Below are 15277 nucleotides of genomic sequence, written 5' to 3'. Positions count from 1 at the left end.
CATGCCATTCAGGAAGCGCTCTCGCAGCCTTTATAGTTACTTACAGACGGGAGCGTATCTGCTCGGGTACACTTGAAGGTATTAACAATGCTTGGTGATAAAGGCGGTAGATGTGGATCTGATTGCTAATTATGGACTTTTTCTGGCCGAAGCGGTGACGGTTGTGGTCGCGATTGCCGCAATTGCCCTCATTTTGGTGAATGTTGCGCAACGTAAAAAGCAGACGCGCGGCGAATTACGGCTGACGAATCTAAGCGAGCAGTATCAGGATATTCAGCAGGAAATGCAGGTGGCGATGCTCGACCCGCACCAGCAGAAGCTGTGGCACAAAGGGGAAAAGAAAAAGCTCAAGCTGGAGGCAAAGCAGGCCAAAGCTCGCGCTAAACGCGGTGAAACCGTCAGTTCCGGTAAGCCAACGCTGTACGTCCTCGATTTTAAAGGCAGTATGGACGCCCACGAGGTGAGTTCTCTGCGTGAAGAGGTGACGGCGGTACTTTCGGTTGTGAAGCCAAAAGACGAGGTTCTGCTGCGCCTGGAAAGCCCCGGTGGCGTGGTGCATGGCTACGGCCTTGCGGCCTCTCAGCTCCAGCGTCTGCGTGAGAAGCAGGTGCCGTTGACGGTGGCGGTGGACAAGGTCGCGGCAAGCGGCGGCTATATGATGGCCTGCGTTGCGCAGCGCATCGTGGCGGCGCCTTTCTCTATTATTGGCTCGATTGGCGTTGTCGCCCAGGTGCCGAACTTCCACCGTCTGTTAAAGCGTAACAATATTGACGTAGAACTGCATACCGCAGGTCAGTACAAACGCACCCTTACCTTGTTCGGCGAGAATACCGAGCAGGGCCGCGAGAAGTTCAGGGAAGACCTGAACGAGACGCACCTTCTCTTCAAACAGTTTGTTAGCGATATGCGCCCGGCGCTGGATATTAACGCGGTGGCGACAGGCGAACACTGGTACGGCACGCAGGCGAAGGAAAAGGGGCTGGTTGATGAAATTGCAACCAGCGACGACCTGCTGCTGGATATGATGAAGGAGTTCGACGCCATAAACGTGCGCTACCTGCAGCGCAAGAAAGTGATGGATCGCTTTACCGGCAGCGCGGCTAAGAGCCTGGATCGGCTGCTGCTCCGCTGGTGGCAGCGCGGTGAAAAGCCGCTGCTTTAAAGCAAAAAAGCGAGGCCTGAGAGCCTCGCTTTTTTATTTAGTCTTGCAGATGATATTTCTCTGAAAGCACATGGGCCAGGTGTTTAAACATGTTAAACACCGCTGTGCTCTTCGGCGTCGGCAGGCCCTGCTCGTCGAGGAAGTATTCTCCCTTAAAGACCAGCACGCCGTTTTTTTGCTCTACGCCGGTGGCTTCCATCCCGTGCAGGAAATCCTCATGTTCACGAATGATTTTATTCGCCTCAACGAGGAGGGATTCGCGGTTAATTGGCTGAGTTGTCTCTTGCATGATGTTCTCCTTAAAAAACTGGCGCTAGTTTACGTCCGCTCGGGCGTAAAGGGCAAATTTTCCCTGTAAACCTTATGGGGTTTGCAAAGTTAACCATGCTGGCGAGAAAGGCCATTGCATGCTAATAAAGTTGCGTAACATATTTTATCAGGTAGAGTGTGACGCTTTCGCAAATCTGGTAACAGAATTGCTTGACATTCGACCAAACTTCCGTCGTGCTATGCCACTTGCGCCAGAACTCGGGTTCTCAAAAACCACTGTGTCCGCCTCGGGTGATGCAGGTTATTGAAAAAAAGAGTTGATCTCCTTCGACGCTGCCTCAATATAAAAAGGCACGTCGCCAGTGGAAGGTAAACCCGCGACGTATTCCTGGAAGAATTAAATAGGTAAAGGTGAAAATGGGTAAAGCTCTCGTTATCGTTGAGTCCCCGGCAAAAGCCAAAACGATCAACAAATATCTCGGTAATGACTACGTGGTTAAGTCCAGCGTCGGTCACATCCGTGATTTGCCGACCAGTGGATCAACCACCAAGAAGAGCGCTGACTCTGCCGCCGCCAAAGGGACCAAAAAGGTCAAAAAGGATGAACGCGGAGCGCTCGTCAACCGTATGGGCGTTGATCCATGGCATAACTGGGATGCTCATTACGAAGTCCTGCCGGGCAAAGAGAAAGTAGTCAACGAGCTGAAAGCTCTGGCAGAAAAAGCAGACCACATCTATCTCGCAACCGACCTTGACCGCGAAGGGGAAGCCATTGCGTGGCACCTGCGGGAAGTTATCGGCGGCGACGACACGCGCTACAGCCGCGTGGTCTTTAACGAAATTACCAAGAATGCGATTCGCCAGGCGTTTGAAAAGCCGGGCGAACTGAATATTGACCGCGTTAACGCCCAGCAGGCGCGCCGCTTTATGGACCGCGTTGTGGGTTACATGGTTTCGCCTCTGCTGTGGAAGAAAATTGCGCGTGGCCTGTCCGCAGGGCGCGTTCAGTCCGTAGCGGTTCGCCTGGTGGTTGAGCGTGAACGCGAGATTAAAGCGTTTGTGCCGGAAGAGTATTGGGAAATCGATGCGAATCTGGCGACGCCGAAGGGCGATGCTCTGCCGATGCAGGTCAGTCACCATCTTGATAAGCCGTTCCGTCCGGTTAACCGCGAGCAAACTATGGCGGCGGTCAGCCTGCTGGAGAAAGCTCGTTATACCGTGCTGGATCGCGAAGATAAACCGACCAGCAGCAAGCCTGGCGCGCCGTTTATCACTTCCACGTTGCAGCAGGCCGCAAGTACGCGTCTGGGCTTCGGCGTGAAGAAAACCATGATGATGGCGCAGCGCCTCTATGAAGCGGGCCACATCACCTACATGCGTACTGACTCAACCAACCTGAGCCAGGATGCGGTGAGCATGGTGCGCGGTTTTATCGAAGAGAGCTTCGGTAAGAAATATCTGCCGGCGGATGCAAACCAGTACGCCAGCAAAGACAACTCGCAGGAAGCTCACGAAGCGATTCGTCCTTCGGATGTGAATGTCCAGGCCGAAGCGCTGAAAGATATGGAAGCAGACGCCCAGAAGCTGTATCAGCTGATCTGGCGGCAGTTTGTTGCCTGCCAGATGACGCCGGCGAAATACGACTCTACCACGCTGACGGTAGAAGCGGGCGAGTATCGCCTGAAGGCTCGTGGCCGTACTCTGCGCTTTGACGGCTGGACGAAAGTGATGCCTGCGCTGCGTAAGGGCGATGAAGATCGCACCCTGCCGCCGGTGAATCCGGGTGAAACGCTTTCGCTGGTTGAACTGCTACCTGCTCAGCACTTTACCAAACCGCCTGCTCGCTTTAGCGAAGCTTCGCTGGTTAAAGAGCTAGAAAAACGCGGTATTGGCCGCCCGTCTACCTACGCTTCTATTATCTCCACCATTCAGGATCGTGGTTACGTGCGCACTGAAAACCGCCGTTTCTACGCCGAGAAGATGGGGGAGATTGTTACCGACCGTCTGGAAGAGAACTTCCGCGAGCTGATGAATTACGACTTCACCGCGCAAATGGAAGACAGCCTGGACCAGGTAGCAAACAATCAGGCCGAATGGAAAGCCGTGCTGGATAACTTCTTCAGCGACTTCAGCGGCCAGCTGGAAAAAGCCGAGCAGGATCCGGAAGAAGGCGGGATGCGCCCGAACCAAATGGTGCTGACCAGCATTGACTGTCCGACCTGTAACCGCCAGATGGGGATCCGTACCGCCAGTACCGGCGTGTTCCTCGGCTGTTCGGGCTATGCGTTGCCGCCAAAAGAGCGCCGCAAAACCACCATCAACCTGGTGCCTGAGAACGAAGTTCTCAACGTGCTGGAAGGTGACGATGCGGAAACTAACGCTCTGCGCGCCAAACGTCGCTGCCAGAAATGCGGCACGGCGATGGACAGCTACCTTATCGATCCTAAGCGCAAGCTGCACGTCTGCGGTAATAACCCGACCTGCGATGGCTACGAGATTGAAGAAGGCGAGTTCCGCATCAAGGGTTACGACGGCCCAATCGTTGAGTGTGAAAAATGTGGTTCTGAAATGCACCTGAAAATGGGGCGCTTCGGGAAATACATGGCCTGTACCAACGAAGAGTGTAAAAACACCCGTAAGATCCTGCGTAACGGTGAAGTTGCTCCGCCGAAAGAGGATCCGGTTCCGCTGCCTGAACTGCCGTGCGAGAAGTCTGATGCTTACTTCGTACTGCGTGACGGGGCTGCCGGCGTCTTCCTGGCTGCGAATACTTTCCCGAAATCGCGTGAAACGCGTGCGCCGCTGGTGGAAGAGCTTTACCGCTTCCGCGATCGTCTGCCGGAGAAACTGCGCTACCTGGCCGATGCCCCTCAGGAAGATCCTGAAGGCAATAAAGCCGTAGTGCGCTTTAGCCGCAAGACCAAACAGCAGTACGTGGCTTCTGAAAAAGAGGGTAAAGCTACCGGCTGGTCCGCCTTCTTCGTGGAAGGCAAGTGGGTTGTTGGCAAGAAATAATCCCGCCTGAAGTGATGAAAACCGGAGCCTGGCTCCGGTTTTTTTATTGCGCCATATATAACTTGTTTATTATCTTTTTATCGCATCTATACAAAGTAGCTATAACTGATATAGTGCGTAAAGCAATGTCAATTTTCGCTTTCACTGCGTCTCAATCCCCGCCATTTCCGTGCCGGGGCCTTTTTGACCCTGGACGGTAATTCATGAAATTACAGCAACTTCGTTATATCGTTGAAGTGGTAAACCACAATCTTAATGTCTCCTCCACCGCAGAGGGGCTTTATACTTCCCAGCCCGGCATCAGCAAGCAGGTGCGTATGCTGGAAGATGAGCTTGGGATCCAGATTTTTGCCCGCAGCGGCAAACATCTCACTCAGGTCACTCCGGCGGGGCAGGAAATCATCCGCATCGCGCGCGAAGTGCTTTCTAAGGTGGACGCGATTAAGTCCGTCGCCGGTGAACATACCTGGCCGGATAAAGGCTCTTTGTATGTGGCAACGACGCACACCCAGGCACGCTACGCGCTGCCGGGCGTTATCAAGGGCTTCATTGAGCGCTACCCACGGGTTTCTCTCCATATGCATCAGGGCTCGCCTACGCAGATTGCTGAGGCCGTTTCTAAAGGCAATGCGGACTTTGCCATTGCCACCGAAGCGCTGCATCTTTACGACGATCTGGTGATGCTGCCATGCTACCACTGGAACCGCTCTATCGTGGTAACGCCGGATCATCCTCTGGCATCCAAAGAGTCGGTAACGATTGAAGAGCTGGCCCAATACCCGCTGGTTACCTATACCTTTGGCTTTACCGGCCGCTCAGAGCTGGACACGGCGTTTAACCGCGCCGGGCTCACGCCGCGCATTGTGTTCACCGCAACCGATGCCGACGTAATTAAAACCTACGTCCGCCTGGGGCTGGGAGTAGGGGTTATTGCCAGCATGGCCGTTGACCCTGTTTCAGACCCGGATTTGGTCCGCATTGAAGCGCAGGGCGTCTTTAGCCACAGCACCACAAAAATTGGCTTCCGCCGCAGCACCTTCCTGCGTAGTTATATGTATGATTTTATTCAGCGTTTTGCGCCGCATTTAACGCGTGACGTGGTGGATGCCGCCGTGGCATTACGCTCCAATGAAGATATTGAAGCGATGTTTAAAGATATTAAATTACCTGCTAAATAATTCCCCAGGGTATCTTCGGCTAAACCGGAGATACCCTTCTAAATATTAAACAAGAATTAAACGCATTCTTCTTGCCGGTTCCCTTTCATTTAATAAGCCACATCCCGCCAATGGTTATTGTGTCGCAATAAAGAGACACAGCTAGTAAATAATTAGTAGTTGCGCAAATTTGGCACTTCAATTATTTATTTCAGGTCAAAAGATTAAATCTTTTCTCCTTCTGAGGGCGCAATTTCGCTGGCTTTTGCGCTAGAGTTTCTTTAGGATTAATCCCAACTGGCGATTAGTTATACCGATTGTTAAGAATTATTACGATAAGTGGTGTCGATTGTATGAGGCTAGCAATGTCATCAGGAAGTGAACAACCGCAAAGGGATCCGGCCCTGAAACGTAAAGCCTGGATTGCGGTCTTTTTGGTTTCAGCCCTGTTCTGGCTGGTTGTGGCATTAGTTGCCTGGAAATTTTGGGGGTAGCTATGTCCGCCAGAGCCAGACTCTCTGCACCAAAAACGGTAACCCGCAGCGACAGCAAGCCGCGCAAGGTTGACAGGAAAAGCGCAAACGCCACGCCCGATGGCTGGGAGCTGACTAAACAGCAGCAGGCGTTTATAGATTTGTTTTCCGAAGACGACAGTAAAAAACAATAAGATTAATTTAACATTGCTTATTTTATCCGCGGCCCAAAGACACAATTTATTTACCGCGGCTAAACGAACTATTTACTGATAATTACACACAGCAATAATCCATCGAGACTGATTAATTAATCAGTCATATTGCATAGCGCAACATTGAGTAATGTTTATGAATAGCCGTTGTGGCACTAAATACTGGGCATGGCTGGGAGCGTTTTTGCTCTCTTCTTTGTTCTGGTTAGAGTTATTCCGCATTTTTACTAATTAATCTCTCAGCGCCCCGGCTAACACCCGGGGCGTTTTGTTTTCTCACCTCCGCTTGCATAACGTCTATTTATCAATTCGGGTTGTTATCAAATCGTTACGACAGGTTTGTGTTATCTTTAATAGTGACCCTGACGATAATCAGGGCACTCGCTATCCCTGTCATAAAGGAGGAGCTATGTCGTTAACCCTACGCGAAGCCAGCAAGGACACCCTACAGGCGCTAAATAAAACCTGGCACTACTACAGCCTGCCGCTAGCCGCGAAACAGCTTGGGGATATCAGCCGTTTACCTAAGTCGCTAAAAGTTCTGCTGGAAAACCTGCTGCGCTGGCAGGATGAAGACTCCGTTACCCGGGAAGATATCCACGCCCTTGCCGGATGGCTGAAAAACGCCCACGCCGACCGTGAAATTGCCTATCGACCCGCCCGCGTGCTGATGCAGGACTTTACCGGCGTACCTGCTGTTGTTGACCTCGCGGCAATGCGTGAAGCCGTGAAACGCCTCGGCGGTGACGTGGCTAAAGTGAACCCGCTCTCGCCGGTTGACCTGGTGATTGACCACTCGGTTACCGTTGACCATTTCGGCGACAAAGATGCATTCGAAGAAAACGTGCGTCTTGAAATGGAACGTAACCATGAGCGCTACGTCTTTTTACGCTGGGGCCAGCAGGCGTTCAGCCGCTTCAGCGTTGTACCGCCAGGAACCGGCATTTGCCACCAGGTTAACCTCGAATATCTCGGTAAAGCCGTATGGAGCGAACAGCTTGAAGGAGAATGGGTTGCGTACCCGGACACCCTCGTCGGCACCGACTCCCACACTACGATGATTAACGGCCTCGGCGTTTTAGGCTGGGGCGTAGGCGGCATAGAGGCCGAAGCGGCGATGCTCGGCCAGCCGGTATCGATGCTTATTCCCGACGTCGTTGGCTTTAAGCTCGACGGCAAACTGCGGGAAGGGATAACCGCCACCGACCTGGTGTTGACCGTAACCCAGATGCTGCGCAAGCATGGCGTGGTGGGTAAATTTGTCGAATTTTATGGCGATGGGCTGGATTCGCTCCCGCTCGCGGACCGCGCGACTATTGCCAATATGTCCCCTGAATATGGCGCTACCTGTGGTTTCTTCCCGATTGACGGCGTGACGCTCGACTATATGCGCCTTAGCGGCCGCAGCGAAGAACAGGTTGCGCTGGTTGAAGCTTATGCCAAAGCGCAGGGCATGTGGCGTAACGCGGGTGATGAGCCTGTATTTACCAGCACCCTGGCGCTGAATATGGACGATGTTGAGGCCAGCCTTGCCGGGCCAAAACGCCCGCAGGATCGCGTGCCGCTTGGCGGCGTGCCGAAAGCATTTGCCGCCAGCAACGAGCTGGAGGTTAACGCCTCGCATAAAGATCGTGCTCCGGTGAATTACACGCTTAACGGCAAAGAGTATCAACTGCCGGACGGTGCGGTAGTCATTGCCGCAATCACCTCCTGTACCAACACCTCCAACCCAAGCGTGCTGATGGCCGCGGGGCTTTTGGCCAAAAAGGCGGTAACGCTTGGGCTTAAACCTCAGCCGTGGGTCAAGGCTTCTCTGGCTCCCGGCTCGAAGGTCGTATCTGACTACCTGGCAAAAGCGAAACTGACGCCTTATCTCGATGAACTGGGCTTTAACCTTGTCGGCTACGGGTGTACCACCTGTATCGGCAACTCCGGCCCGCTGCCCGATCCTATCGAGCTGGCGATTAAAAAGGGCGATCTTACCGTTGGCGCGGTGCTTTCCGGTAACCGCAACTTTGAGGGCCGCATCCATCCGCTGGTGAAAACCAACTGGCTGGCTTCTCCGCCGCTGGTGGTGGCTTACGCCCTGGCGGGCAATATGAACATCGACCTGACCAAAGAGCCGCTTGGGCATGACCGCAAAGGTGACCCGGTATATCTGAAAGATATCTGGCCGAGCAGCCAGGAGATAGCCACTGCGGTAGCTCAGGTCACGACGGATATGTTCCGCAAAGAGTATGCCGCAGTGTTTGAAGGTACTGAGGAGTGGCGGAGTATTGAAGTTGAACGCTCGGCGACCTACGGCTGGCAGGATGACTCAACCTACATTCGACTTTCGCCATTCTTTGACGATATGGGCGTGGAGCCTAAGCCGGTGGAGGATATTCACGGCGCCAAAGTGCTGGCGATGCTTGGCGATTCTGTCACCACCGACCATATCTCTCCTGCGGGCAGTATAAAACCGGACAGCCCGGCAGGGCGCTACCTGCAAGGGCACGGCGTTGAGCGCAAAGACTTCAACTCTTACGGTTCACGGCGCGGTAACCACGAAGTAATGATGCGTGGGACCTTCGCTAATATCCGCATTCGTAACGAAATGGTGCCGGGCGTGGAGGGCGGGATGACGCGCCTGCTGCCGGGGGAAGAAGTCCTCTCGATTTATGACGCAGCCATGCGCTATAAAGAGCAGGGCACGCCGTTGGCGGTGATCGCCGGGAAAGAGTACGGCTCCGGTTCAAGTCGCGACTGGGCGGCAAAAGGCCCAAGGCTGCTGGGCATTCGGGTCGTTATTGCCGAATCCTTCGAGCGTATTCACCGCTCCAACCTTATCGGGATGGGGATATTACCGCTGGAATTCCCGCAGGGCGTAACGCGTAAAACGCTTGGCCTGACCGGCGAAGAGAAAATAGACATTAGCAATCTTAATCAATTAAAGCCTGGCGCCACGGTGCCGGTAACGTTGACCTTTGCCGACGGACGCCAGCAGGTAATTGACTGCCGCTGCCGTATCGATACCGGAAATGAATTAACCTATTTCCGCAACGACGGCATCCTGCACTATGTCATCAGAAATATGCTGAAGTAAGAAAGAAACTCCCCCCGAAAGGGGGGAGCCGTAAAGCAAGTTATTACTCGGACAGCAGGTGGCCCATTTTCGCGGCTTTGGTATCCAGATAATGGGCATTTTTCGGATTGCGGCCAACGATAAGCGGCACGCGCTCAACGATGTTTATTCCTGCTTCAGTCAGAATTTCGACTTTTTTCGGGTTGTTGGTCAGCAGGCGCACGGCGTCTACTCCCAGCAGCTTGAACATATCGGCGCACAGCGTAAAGTCACGCTCGTCGGCGGCAAAGCCGAGCTGGTGGTTAGCTTCCACCGTGTCGTAGCCTTTATCCTGTAACGCGTAGGCGCGAATTTTATTCAACAGACCAATGTTACGACCTTCCTGGCGATGATAAAGCAGAATGCCTCGACCCTGTTCAGCGATGTGGGTCAGAGCGGCTTCAAGCTGGAAGCCGCAATCGCAGCGCAGGCTGAACAGCGCATCGCCGGTCAGACATTCGGAGTGAACGCGAGCCAGCACCGGCTCTTCTCCGCTAACATCACCAAAAACCAGGGCTACGTGGTCGTGCCCGGTCGCTATTTCTTCAAAACCCACCATCAGGAAATCGCCCCATGGGGTTGGCAGTTTGGCTTCTGCCACACGTTTAAGCTGCATGTGATTCTCCAGGTACTTATATCGACACCGCCTGCGGCGTCTGCCAGAGGTCTGGCTTGTACGTTAATGCCGGATATTTTGCCATAACGCACGCCACTTCGCTCCATTGGCAGGTTAAAAAGCCATTTTTGCCAATTACCTTGCTGCGTTTTCGCCATCTCCGGCATTTATCAGTTATTCTTGAACGGCTTTCATTATCACGAGGTTTTCATGCAGGCAATAGTAAAACGTATTACCGCAGGTGCAATTCTTCTGTTAATCATGCCGTTACTCGTCTGGCTGAGCGGCTGGCAGTGGGTGCCGGGTGGCAATGAGAGTGTATTAAAATTGCTTTATTGGGTGACAGAAACCGTGACCCAGCCCTGGGGCGCAATTACCCATATTGCCCTCTGTGGCTGGTTTCTGTGGTGCCTGCGTTTTCGCCTCAAGCCCGCCCTGATGTTATTTGCTATTCTTGCAGCTGCTATCCTTATAGGTCAGGGCATTAAGTCCGTTATCAAGAATAAAGTGCAGGAACCCCGGCCGTTCGTTGTTTGGCTCGAAAAAACTCACCATATCCCGACCGACGAGTTCTACAATTTAAAGCGTACCCAGCGTGCGGACCTGGTCAAAGAACAGCTTCATAATGAGCAGGCTATCCCCGGCTGGCTGCGCAACCACTGGCAGTTTGAAACGGGGTTTGCTTTCCCTTCCGGGCATACGATGTTTGCCGCCAGCTGGGCGCTGCTGGGCGTCGGCCTGTTGTGGCCGCGCAGGCGGACCATTACGCTGGTGGTTTTATTAGTCTGGGCGACGGCGGTTATGGGCAGCCGCCTGCTGCTGGGGATGCACTGGCCGCGTGATTTAGCCGTGGCGACGGTTATCTCCGCGCTGCTGGTAATTTTAGCTACCTGGCTTGCTCAACGCTGGTGCGGGCCGCTTACGCCGCCGGCTCAGGAAGAGCAGGAAATAGCCGAACGCGGCGAATAAGCTTGATAATAGTGTTTTAACCCCCATTTCTTACGAATTGGAGGTGGTTAATGGATTCCACGGTTTGGCCTGAAATGGTAGTTTATACATCCGGGATTCATTTTTGGCATAGCTGAGTCACCTGTGACCACATAACGGGACGTAATGTGAAATATTTATTCATCTTCTTGCTGGTACTCGCCATCTTCGTGGTTTCGGTCACTCTGGGCGCACAAAACGATCAGGTTGTTCACTTTAACTATCTGCTGGCGCAGGGCGAATACCGGGTTTCAACCCTGCTGGCAACGCTGTTTGCCGCTGGTTTTATCCTTGGCTGGTTGATTTGCGGCCTGTTCTGGCTGCGCGTACGCGTCTCACTGGCTCGCGCCGAGCGCAAAATTAAACGTCTTGAGCAGCAGGTTACTCCCGCCGCTGATGTTCCGGCGCCCGTCGCGCCGACCGTGAAGGAATAACCCTCTATGTTGGAACTGCTGTTTCTGCTGTTACCCGTTGCGGCCGCCTATGGCTGGTACATGGGGCGCAGAAGTGCGCAACAAGATAAGCAGCAGGAAGCCAGCCGTCTTTCCCGTGATTACGTGGCAGGGGTCAACTTCCTGCTGTCAAACCAGCAGGACAAGGCGGTCGATCTGTTCCTCGATATGCTCAAAGAGGACACCGGCACCGTTGAAGCCCACCTTACGCTGGGTAATCTGTTTCGCCAGCGCGGTGAGGTTGACCGCGCCATCCGTATTCACCAGTCGTTAATGGAAAGCGCGTCGCTTAACTACGACCAGCGCATGCTGGCGGTTCAGCAACTGGGTAAAGACTACATGGCTGCCGGGCTGTACGACCGTGCAGAGGATATGTTTGCCCAGTTGATCGATGAGACCGACTTCCGGGTCAGCTCGCTGCAACAGCTGTTGCAAATCCACCAGGCTACCAGCGACTGGCAAAAAGCCATCGACGTGGCAGAAAGGCTGGTGAAGCTCGGCAAAGACAAGCAGCGAGTTGAAATCGCGCATTTCTACTGCGAACTTGCGCTGCAAAATATCGGCAGTGACGACTCGGATAAAGCCATGTCGCTGCTGAAAAAAGGCGCGGCGGCGGATCGCAACTGCGCCAGAGTCTCCATCATGATGGGCCGCATCTTTATGGAGAAGGGCGAGTATGCCAAAGCGGTAGAATCACTCAAACGCGTTATTGAGCAGGACAGCGAGCTGGTAAGCGAGACGCTGGAAATGCTACAGGTTTGCTACCAGCAGCTCGGGAAGCCCGAAGAGTGGGAAGCGTTCCTTAAGCGCTGCGTGGAAGAAAATACCGGCGCGGTAGCCGAGCTGATGCTGGCCAGCATTCTGGAGCAGAAAGAGGGGGCAGAAACCGCCCAGCTCTACATCAACCGGCAGTTGCAGCGCCATCCGACCATGCGGGTCTTCCATCGCCTGATGGACTACCACCTGCATGAGGCGGAAGAAGGGCGCGCCAAAGAGAGCCTGATGGTGCTGCGTGATATGGTGGGCGAGCAGATTCGCACCAAGCCGCGCTACCGCTGCCAGAAATGTGGCTTTACCGCCTATACCATGTACTGGCACTGCCCGTCCTGCCGCGCGTGGTCAACGGTGAAACCAATCCGCGGGCTTGACGGCCAATAGCCCGCGGCTATTTATAAAAAAAGCGCACTTTAGTTACAACATACTAATGGTGTTAATAATCATCAAACCTCAGCATCCGCGCAGTTATCGCTTAGCAGGAGGCAATGGCGGCTGTAAATTTTCCGGGCTGGCGAGTAGAATGCTGCCGTTTAACTTTTTTGCGCCGCGCCGGTGCCCAACAGTCAGAAGGTTTTGCCATGAACTCAACTGCGTCATCCTCCTCCCGTGTTGCCACTGATTCACCGATTGTCGTCGCACTCGACTATGATAACCGCGATAGCGCGTTGGCCTTTGTCGACCGTATCGATCCTCGCGATTGCCGCCTCAAGGTAGGCAAAGAGATGTTCACGCTGTTTGGGCCGCAGCTGGTGGGGGATTTGCAGCAGCGCGGCTTTGACGTATTCCTGGATTTGAAATTCCACGATATTCCGAACACCACTGCCCGGGCGGTTGCTGCTGCTGCGGAACTTGGCGTGTGGATGGTGAACGTACACGCGACCGGCGGGGCAAGAATGATGCGTGCCGCCCGCGAAGCGCTGGTGCCGTTTGGCAAAGATGCGCCGCTGCTGATTGCGGTCACCGTGCTCACCAGCATGGAGGCCAGTGATTTGGCTGACTTAGGCATCGCGTCCAGCCCGGCAGATTATGCCGAACGCCTGGCCGGCTTGACGAAAGAGTGTGGCCTGGACGGCGTAGTTTGCTCCGCGCAGGAGGCCGTGCGATTTAAAAGCGCCTTTGGCCGCGAGTTTAAGCTGATAACTCCCGGCATTCGCCCGGTAGGCAGCGACGCGGGCGATCAACGCCGCATTATGACTCCGCAACAGGCTCAGCAGGCAGGCGTAGACTTTATGGTAATCGGGCGTCCGATCACCCAATCTGCCGACCCTGCACAAACTCTGCGTGATATCCGCGCATCGCTGGCACAGGAGGCTTGAGGCTTAATGAAAGATGAGAACAGCCGTCTGGTTTATTCCACCGAAACCGGGCGTATTGATGAGCCAAAAGCGGTAGCCGAGCGCCCAAAGGGTGACGGCATTGTGCGGATCCAGAAGCAAACCAGCGGACGCAAAGGAAAGGGCGTGTGCCTTATCAGCGGGATTGATGAAGACGACGCTACCCTGGCAAAAATCGCGGCAGAACTGAAAAAGAAATGCGGATGCGGTGGGGCGGTTAAAGACGGAATAATCGAAATTCAGGGCGATAAACGCGACCTGATAAAGTCACTGCTTGAAGCGAAAGGGATGAAGGTCAAACTCGCGGGCGGTTAATATTTCGCATTATCTATTAATGGGCCACGGAAATACCGTGGCCTCTTATTTTTGACTGCTGTTTGTCAGACCTGAAAATCATGCACAATTAATTCGTCAAAGCGTGTTAGCTTTTGCTGGCGTCATGCCTTATTTACCCACCTGGTGACCGATAATACCGCCTACTGCCGCACCGCCGAGTGTCCCCAGAGTGCTGCCGTCGGTCAGTACCGCGCCGCCAAGCGCACCGGCACCTGCGCCGATTGCTGTGTTGCGATCGCGTTTGGACCAGTTAGAACAACCGCTCAGGGAAACTGCGAGAGTAATAGCCAGCATTGCAGCGGCCACTTTTTTGTTATTTAAGGTCATCATACTTTCTCCAGAATAATTGATTCACGGAAGCCAGTCTCAGATAAGTATAGTGCTTATTGAGCACTTTTCCGGGCCGGTTCGTGAAACGATGTTGCGATATAAGCTCAAAAAACAGCAGGTGCGTTTATTACTCCCTGTTATATCGCTAAATTCTATTCTAAATTTCCCGCGGAATTAACACAGGTAAAAACTCTTAATTAACGTGTGGGATAATTCTGAGAGCAATGATGCCCGTGCGGCGCACGGGCCGGAGAGCGTCAGGCAGGAAGATACGGATCTACAATATCTACCTGTAAATCAGCGGCTTTGAGCTGCTGTAAGGTTTCTGCATCCAGCGCTGCATCGGTTATCACGCGGCTAAAGCGCGATATCGGCCCCAGAGTATAAGGATGGAGATTGCCAAACTTGCTGCTGTCGGTGAGCACGATAGCCTCACTGCCTTTTTCCAGCACCGAATTGACCACGTCGGTGCGCAGCATATCGCGCCCGGTAAAGCCGGTTTCCGGCATAAATCCGTCTATACCGATAAATGCCCGGGTAAAATGCAGCTGTTTGATAAACTGCCGGGTCAGCGGGCCAACCATGCTTTCGCTTTTCTTCTGGTAGATCCCGCCCACCAGAATAACCTCGCAGGAGGTATCCTTCAGCAAGTGCGCAATGTAGCTGCTGACGGTAATTATCGTGACATTTTTTTGCTCCGCCAGCGTGCGGGCAAGCAGGGCATTGCTACTGCCGTTCTCGATAAATACCGTCTCGCCGTCGTTAACCAGAGAAGCGGCGTAATTCGCCAGTTGCAGTTTGAGCGTGTAGTTATTCATCATTCGGGTTTCAACGTCGTCGCTATCGAGCGGGACGGCATAACCGTGGATGCGTCTCAGGTAGTTGTTTTTCTCGAGCAGATTTAAATCCTGGCGGATCGTGACTTCTGAAACGCCGGTCGTTTTCGCCAGAGAAGCCACGCTTACCCGGCCTTGATCGATAACCATCTGCAGAATAATTTGTTGTCTTGAGTTCATGTCAGCCAGTAGTCAGGCGGCGGGGTAACCGCCG

At 53.6% G+C, this 15277-nt stretch carries 16 protein-coding genes; 12 read left to right on the top strand and 4 right to left on the bottom strand.

Going from position 1 to position 15277, the window contains the following annotated elements; genetic code table 11:
• The first annotated feature begins 112 nt into the window (after positions 1 to 112).
• The gene (gene sohB / locus HMPREF0201_RS10870) at positions 113 to 1162 is read left to right on the top strand and encodes a protease SohB (RefSeq protein WP_039898285.1); all 1050 of its coding nucleotides are present in this window, start codon (positions 113 to 115) and stop codon (positions 1160 to 1162) included.
• Positions 1163 to 1199: 37 nt separating this feature from the next.
• Here the strand turns inward: sohB and HMPREF0201_RS10865 are convergent, their stop codons facing one another.
• The gene (locus HMPREF0201_RS10865) at positions 1200 to 1451 is read right to left on the bottom strand and encodes a YciN family protein (RefSeq protein ID WP_016536694.1); all 252 of its coding nucleotides are present in this window, start codon (positions 1449 to 1451) and stop codon (positions 1200 to 1202) included.
• Positions 1452 to 1849: 398 nt separating this feature from the next.
• Between HMPREF0201_RS10865 and topA the strand changes: the two genes are divergently transcribed.
• From topA to acnA, 6 genes are all read left to right on the top strand, one after another.
• A complete protein-coding gene (gene topA, locus HMPREF0201_RS10860; RefSeq protein ID WP_016536693.1) occupies positions 1850 to 4447 on the top strand; it encodes a type I DNA topoisomerase in 2598 nt (865 codons plus the stop codon).
• A 203-nt stretch (positions 4448 to 4650) separates the two neighbouring features.
• Positions 4651 to 5625, top strand: a complete 975-nt coding sequence (cysB, locus tag HMPREF0201_RS10855) for an HTH-type transcriptional regulator CysB (RefSeq protein WP_016536691.1) — start codon at positions 4651 to 4653, stop codon at positions 5623 to 5625.
• 314 nt (positions 5626 to 5939) lie between these two features.
• Entirely contained in the window at positions 5940 to 6098 is a 159-nt protein-coding gene (locus tag HMPREF0201_RS22505; RefSeq protein ID WP_476577906.1) for a YmiA family putative membrane protein, read from the top strand.
• A gap of 2 nt (positions 6099 to 6100) precedes the next feature.
• On the top strand, positions 6101 to 6271 hold the full coding sequence (locus tag HMPREF0201_RS23195) for a hypothetical protein (protein ID WP_016536689.1): 171 nt from the start codon (positions 6101 to 6103) through the stop codon (positions 6269 to 6271).
• A gap of 157 nt (positions 6272 to 6428) precedes the next feature.
• Positions 6429 to 6527 (top strand): small membrane protein YmiC, encoded by a 99-nt coding sequence (ymiC, locus tag HMPREF0201_RS23440; protein ID WP_279046313.1) that lies wholly within the window; start codon positions 6429 to 6431, stop codon positions 6525 to 6527.
• Between the two features lie 174 nt (positions 6528 to 6701).
• Positions 6702 to 9377, top strand: coding sequence for an aconitate hydratase AcnA (acnA, locus tag HMPREF0201_RS10850; protein ID WP_016536688.1), 2676 nt, complete (start codon positions 6702 to 6704; stop codon positions 9375 to 9377).
• 43 nt (positions 9378 to 9420) lie between these two features.
• Here acnA and ribA read toward each other — a convergent pair whose 3' ends face one another.
• Positions 9421 to 10011, bottom strand: coding sequence for a GTP cyclohydrolase II (gene ribA / locus HMPREF0201_RS10845; RefSeq protein WP_016536687.1), 591 nt, complete (start codon positions 10009 to 10011; stop codon positions 9421 to 9423).
• Positions 10012 to 10221: 210 nt separating this feature from the next.
• Between ribA and pgpB the strand changes: the two genes are divergently transcribed.
• The 5 genes from pgpB (at position 10222) to yciH (ending at position 13876) form a co-directional block, all read left to right on the top strand.
• A complete protein-coding gene (gene pgpB, locus HMPREF0201_RS10840; RefSeq protein WP_016536686.1) occupies positions 10222 to 10980 on the top strand; it encodes a phosphatidylglycerophosphatase B in 759 nt (252 codons plus the stop codon).
• 146 nt (positions 10981 to 11126) lie between these two features.
• Positions 11127 to 11432 (top strand): LapA family protein, encoded by a 306-nt coding sequence (locus HMPREF0201_RS10835; protein WP_016536685.1) that lies wholly within the window; start codon positions 11127 to 11129, stop codon positions 11430 to 11432.
• A 6-nt stretch (positions 11433 to 11438) separates the two neighbouring features.
• Positions 11439 to 12608 carry a lipopolysaccharide assembly protein LapB gene (gene lapB / locus HMPREF0201_RS10830; RefSeq protein WP_016536684.1) on the top strand — a complete coding sequence of 390 codons (1170 nt, stop codon included), beginning with the start codon at positions 11439 to 11441 and terminating at the stop codon, positions 12606 to 12608.
• A gap of 197 nt (positions 12609 to 12805) precedes the next feature.
• A complete protein-coding gene (gene pyrF / locus HMPREF0201_RS10825; RefSeq protein WP_016536683.1) occupies positions 12806 to 13543 on the top strand; it encodes an orotidine-5'-phosphate decarboxylase in 738 nt (245 codons plus the stop codon).
• A 6-nt stretch (positions 13544 to 13549) separates the two neighbouring features.
• Complete coding sequence (gene yciH / locus HMPREF0201_RS10820) at positions 13550 to 13876, top strand: stress response translation initiation inhibitor YciH (RefSeq protein ID WP_016536682.1); 327 nt, start codon at positions 13550 to 13552, stop codon at positions 13874 to 13876.
• A 129-nt stretch (positions 13877 to 14005) separates the two neighbouring features.
• Here yciH and osmB read toward each other — a convergent pair whose 3' ends face one another.
• Both osmB and yciT read right to left on the bottom strand, forming a co-directional pair.
• On the bottom strand, positions 14006 to 14224 hold the full coding sequence (gene osmB, locus HMPREF0201_RS10815) for an osmotically-inducible lipoprotein OsmB (protein ID WP_039899323.1): 219 nt from the start codon (positions 14222 to 14224) through the stop codon (positions 14006 to 14008).
• A gap of 260 nt (positions 14225 to 14484) precedes the next feature.
• Complete coding sequence (yciT, locus tag HMPREF0201_RS10810; RefSeq protein WP_016536679.1) at positions 14485 to 15243, bottom strand: DNA-binding transcriptional regulator YciT; 759 nt, start codon at positions 15241 to 15243, stop codon at positions 14485 to 14487.
• Between the last annotated feature and the right edge of the window lie 34 nt (positions 15244 to 15277).

The sequence above is a fragment of the Cedecea davisae DSM 4568 genome, from assembly GCF_000412335.2.
Classification (GTDB): Bacteria; Pseudomonadota; Gammaproteobacteria; order Enterobacterales; family Enterobacteriaceae; genus Cedecea; species Cedecea davisae.
The sequence above is the reverse complement of the archived record's forward strand: the minus strand, read 5'-3'. Positions and strand labels throughout refer to the sequence as shown.

What these genes read in the sequence shown, in the direction of transcription:
- HMPREF0201_RS10865 (WP_016536694.1), bottom strand. Translation starts at nt 1,451, where the DNA reads ATGCAAGAGACAACTCAGCCAATTAACCGCGAATCCCTCCTCGTTGAG.
- topA (WP_016536693.1), top strand. Translation starts at nt 1,850, where the DNA reads ATGGGTAAAGCTCTCGTTATCGTTGAGTCCCCGGCAAAAGCCAAAACG.
- cysB (WP_016536691.1), top strand. Translation starts at nt 4,651, where the DNA reads ATGAAATTACAGCAACTTCGTTATATCGTTGAAGTGGTAAACCACAAT.
- HMPREF0201_RS23195 (WP_016536689.1), top strand. Translation starts at nt 6,101, where the DNA reads ATGTCCGCCAGAGCCAGACTCTCTGCACCAAAAACGGTAACCCGCAGC.
- ymiC (WP_279046313.1), top strand. Translation starts at nt 6,429, where the DNA reads ATGAATAGCCGTTGTGGCACTAAATACTGGGCATGGCTGGGAGCGTTT.
- acnA (WP_016536688.1), top strand. Translation starts at nt 6,702, where the DNA reads ATGTCGTTAACCCTACGCGAAGCCAGCAAGGACACCCTACAGGCGCTA.
- ribA (WP_016536687.1), bottom strand. Translation starts at nt 10,011, where the DNA reads ATGCAGCTTAAACGTGTGGCAGAAGCCAAACTGCCAACCCCATGGGGC.
- pgpB (WP_016536686.1), top strand. Translation starts at nt 10,222, where the DNA reads ATGCAGGCAATAGTAAAACGTATTACCGCAGGTGCAATTCTTCTGTTA.
- lapB (WP_016536684.1), top strand. Translation starts at nt 11,439, where the DNA reads ATGTTGGAACTGCTGTTTCTGCTGTTACCCGTTGCGGCCGCCTATGGC.
- pyrF (WP_016536683.1), top strand. Translation starts at nt 12,806, where the DNA reads ATGAACTCAACTGCGTCATCCTCCTCCCGTGTTGCCACTGATTCACCG.
- yciH (WP_016536682.1), top strand. Translation starts at nt 13,550, where the DNA reads ATGAAAGATGAGAACAGCCGTCTGGTTTATTCCACCGAAACCGGGCGT.
- osmB (WP_039899323.1), bottom strand. Translation starts at nt 14,224, where the DNA reads ATGACCTTAAATAACAAAAAAGTGGCCGCTGCAATGCTGGCTATTACT.
- yciT (WP_016536679.1), bottom strand. Translation starts at nt 15,243, where the DNA reads ATGAACTCAAGACAACAAATTATTCTGCAGATGGTTATCGATCAAGGC.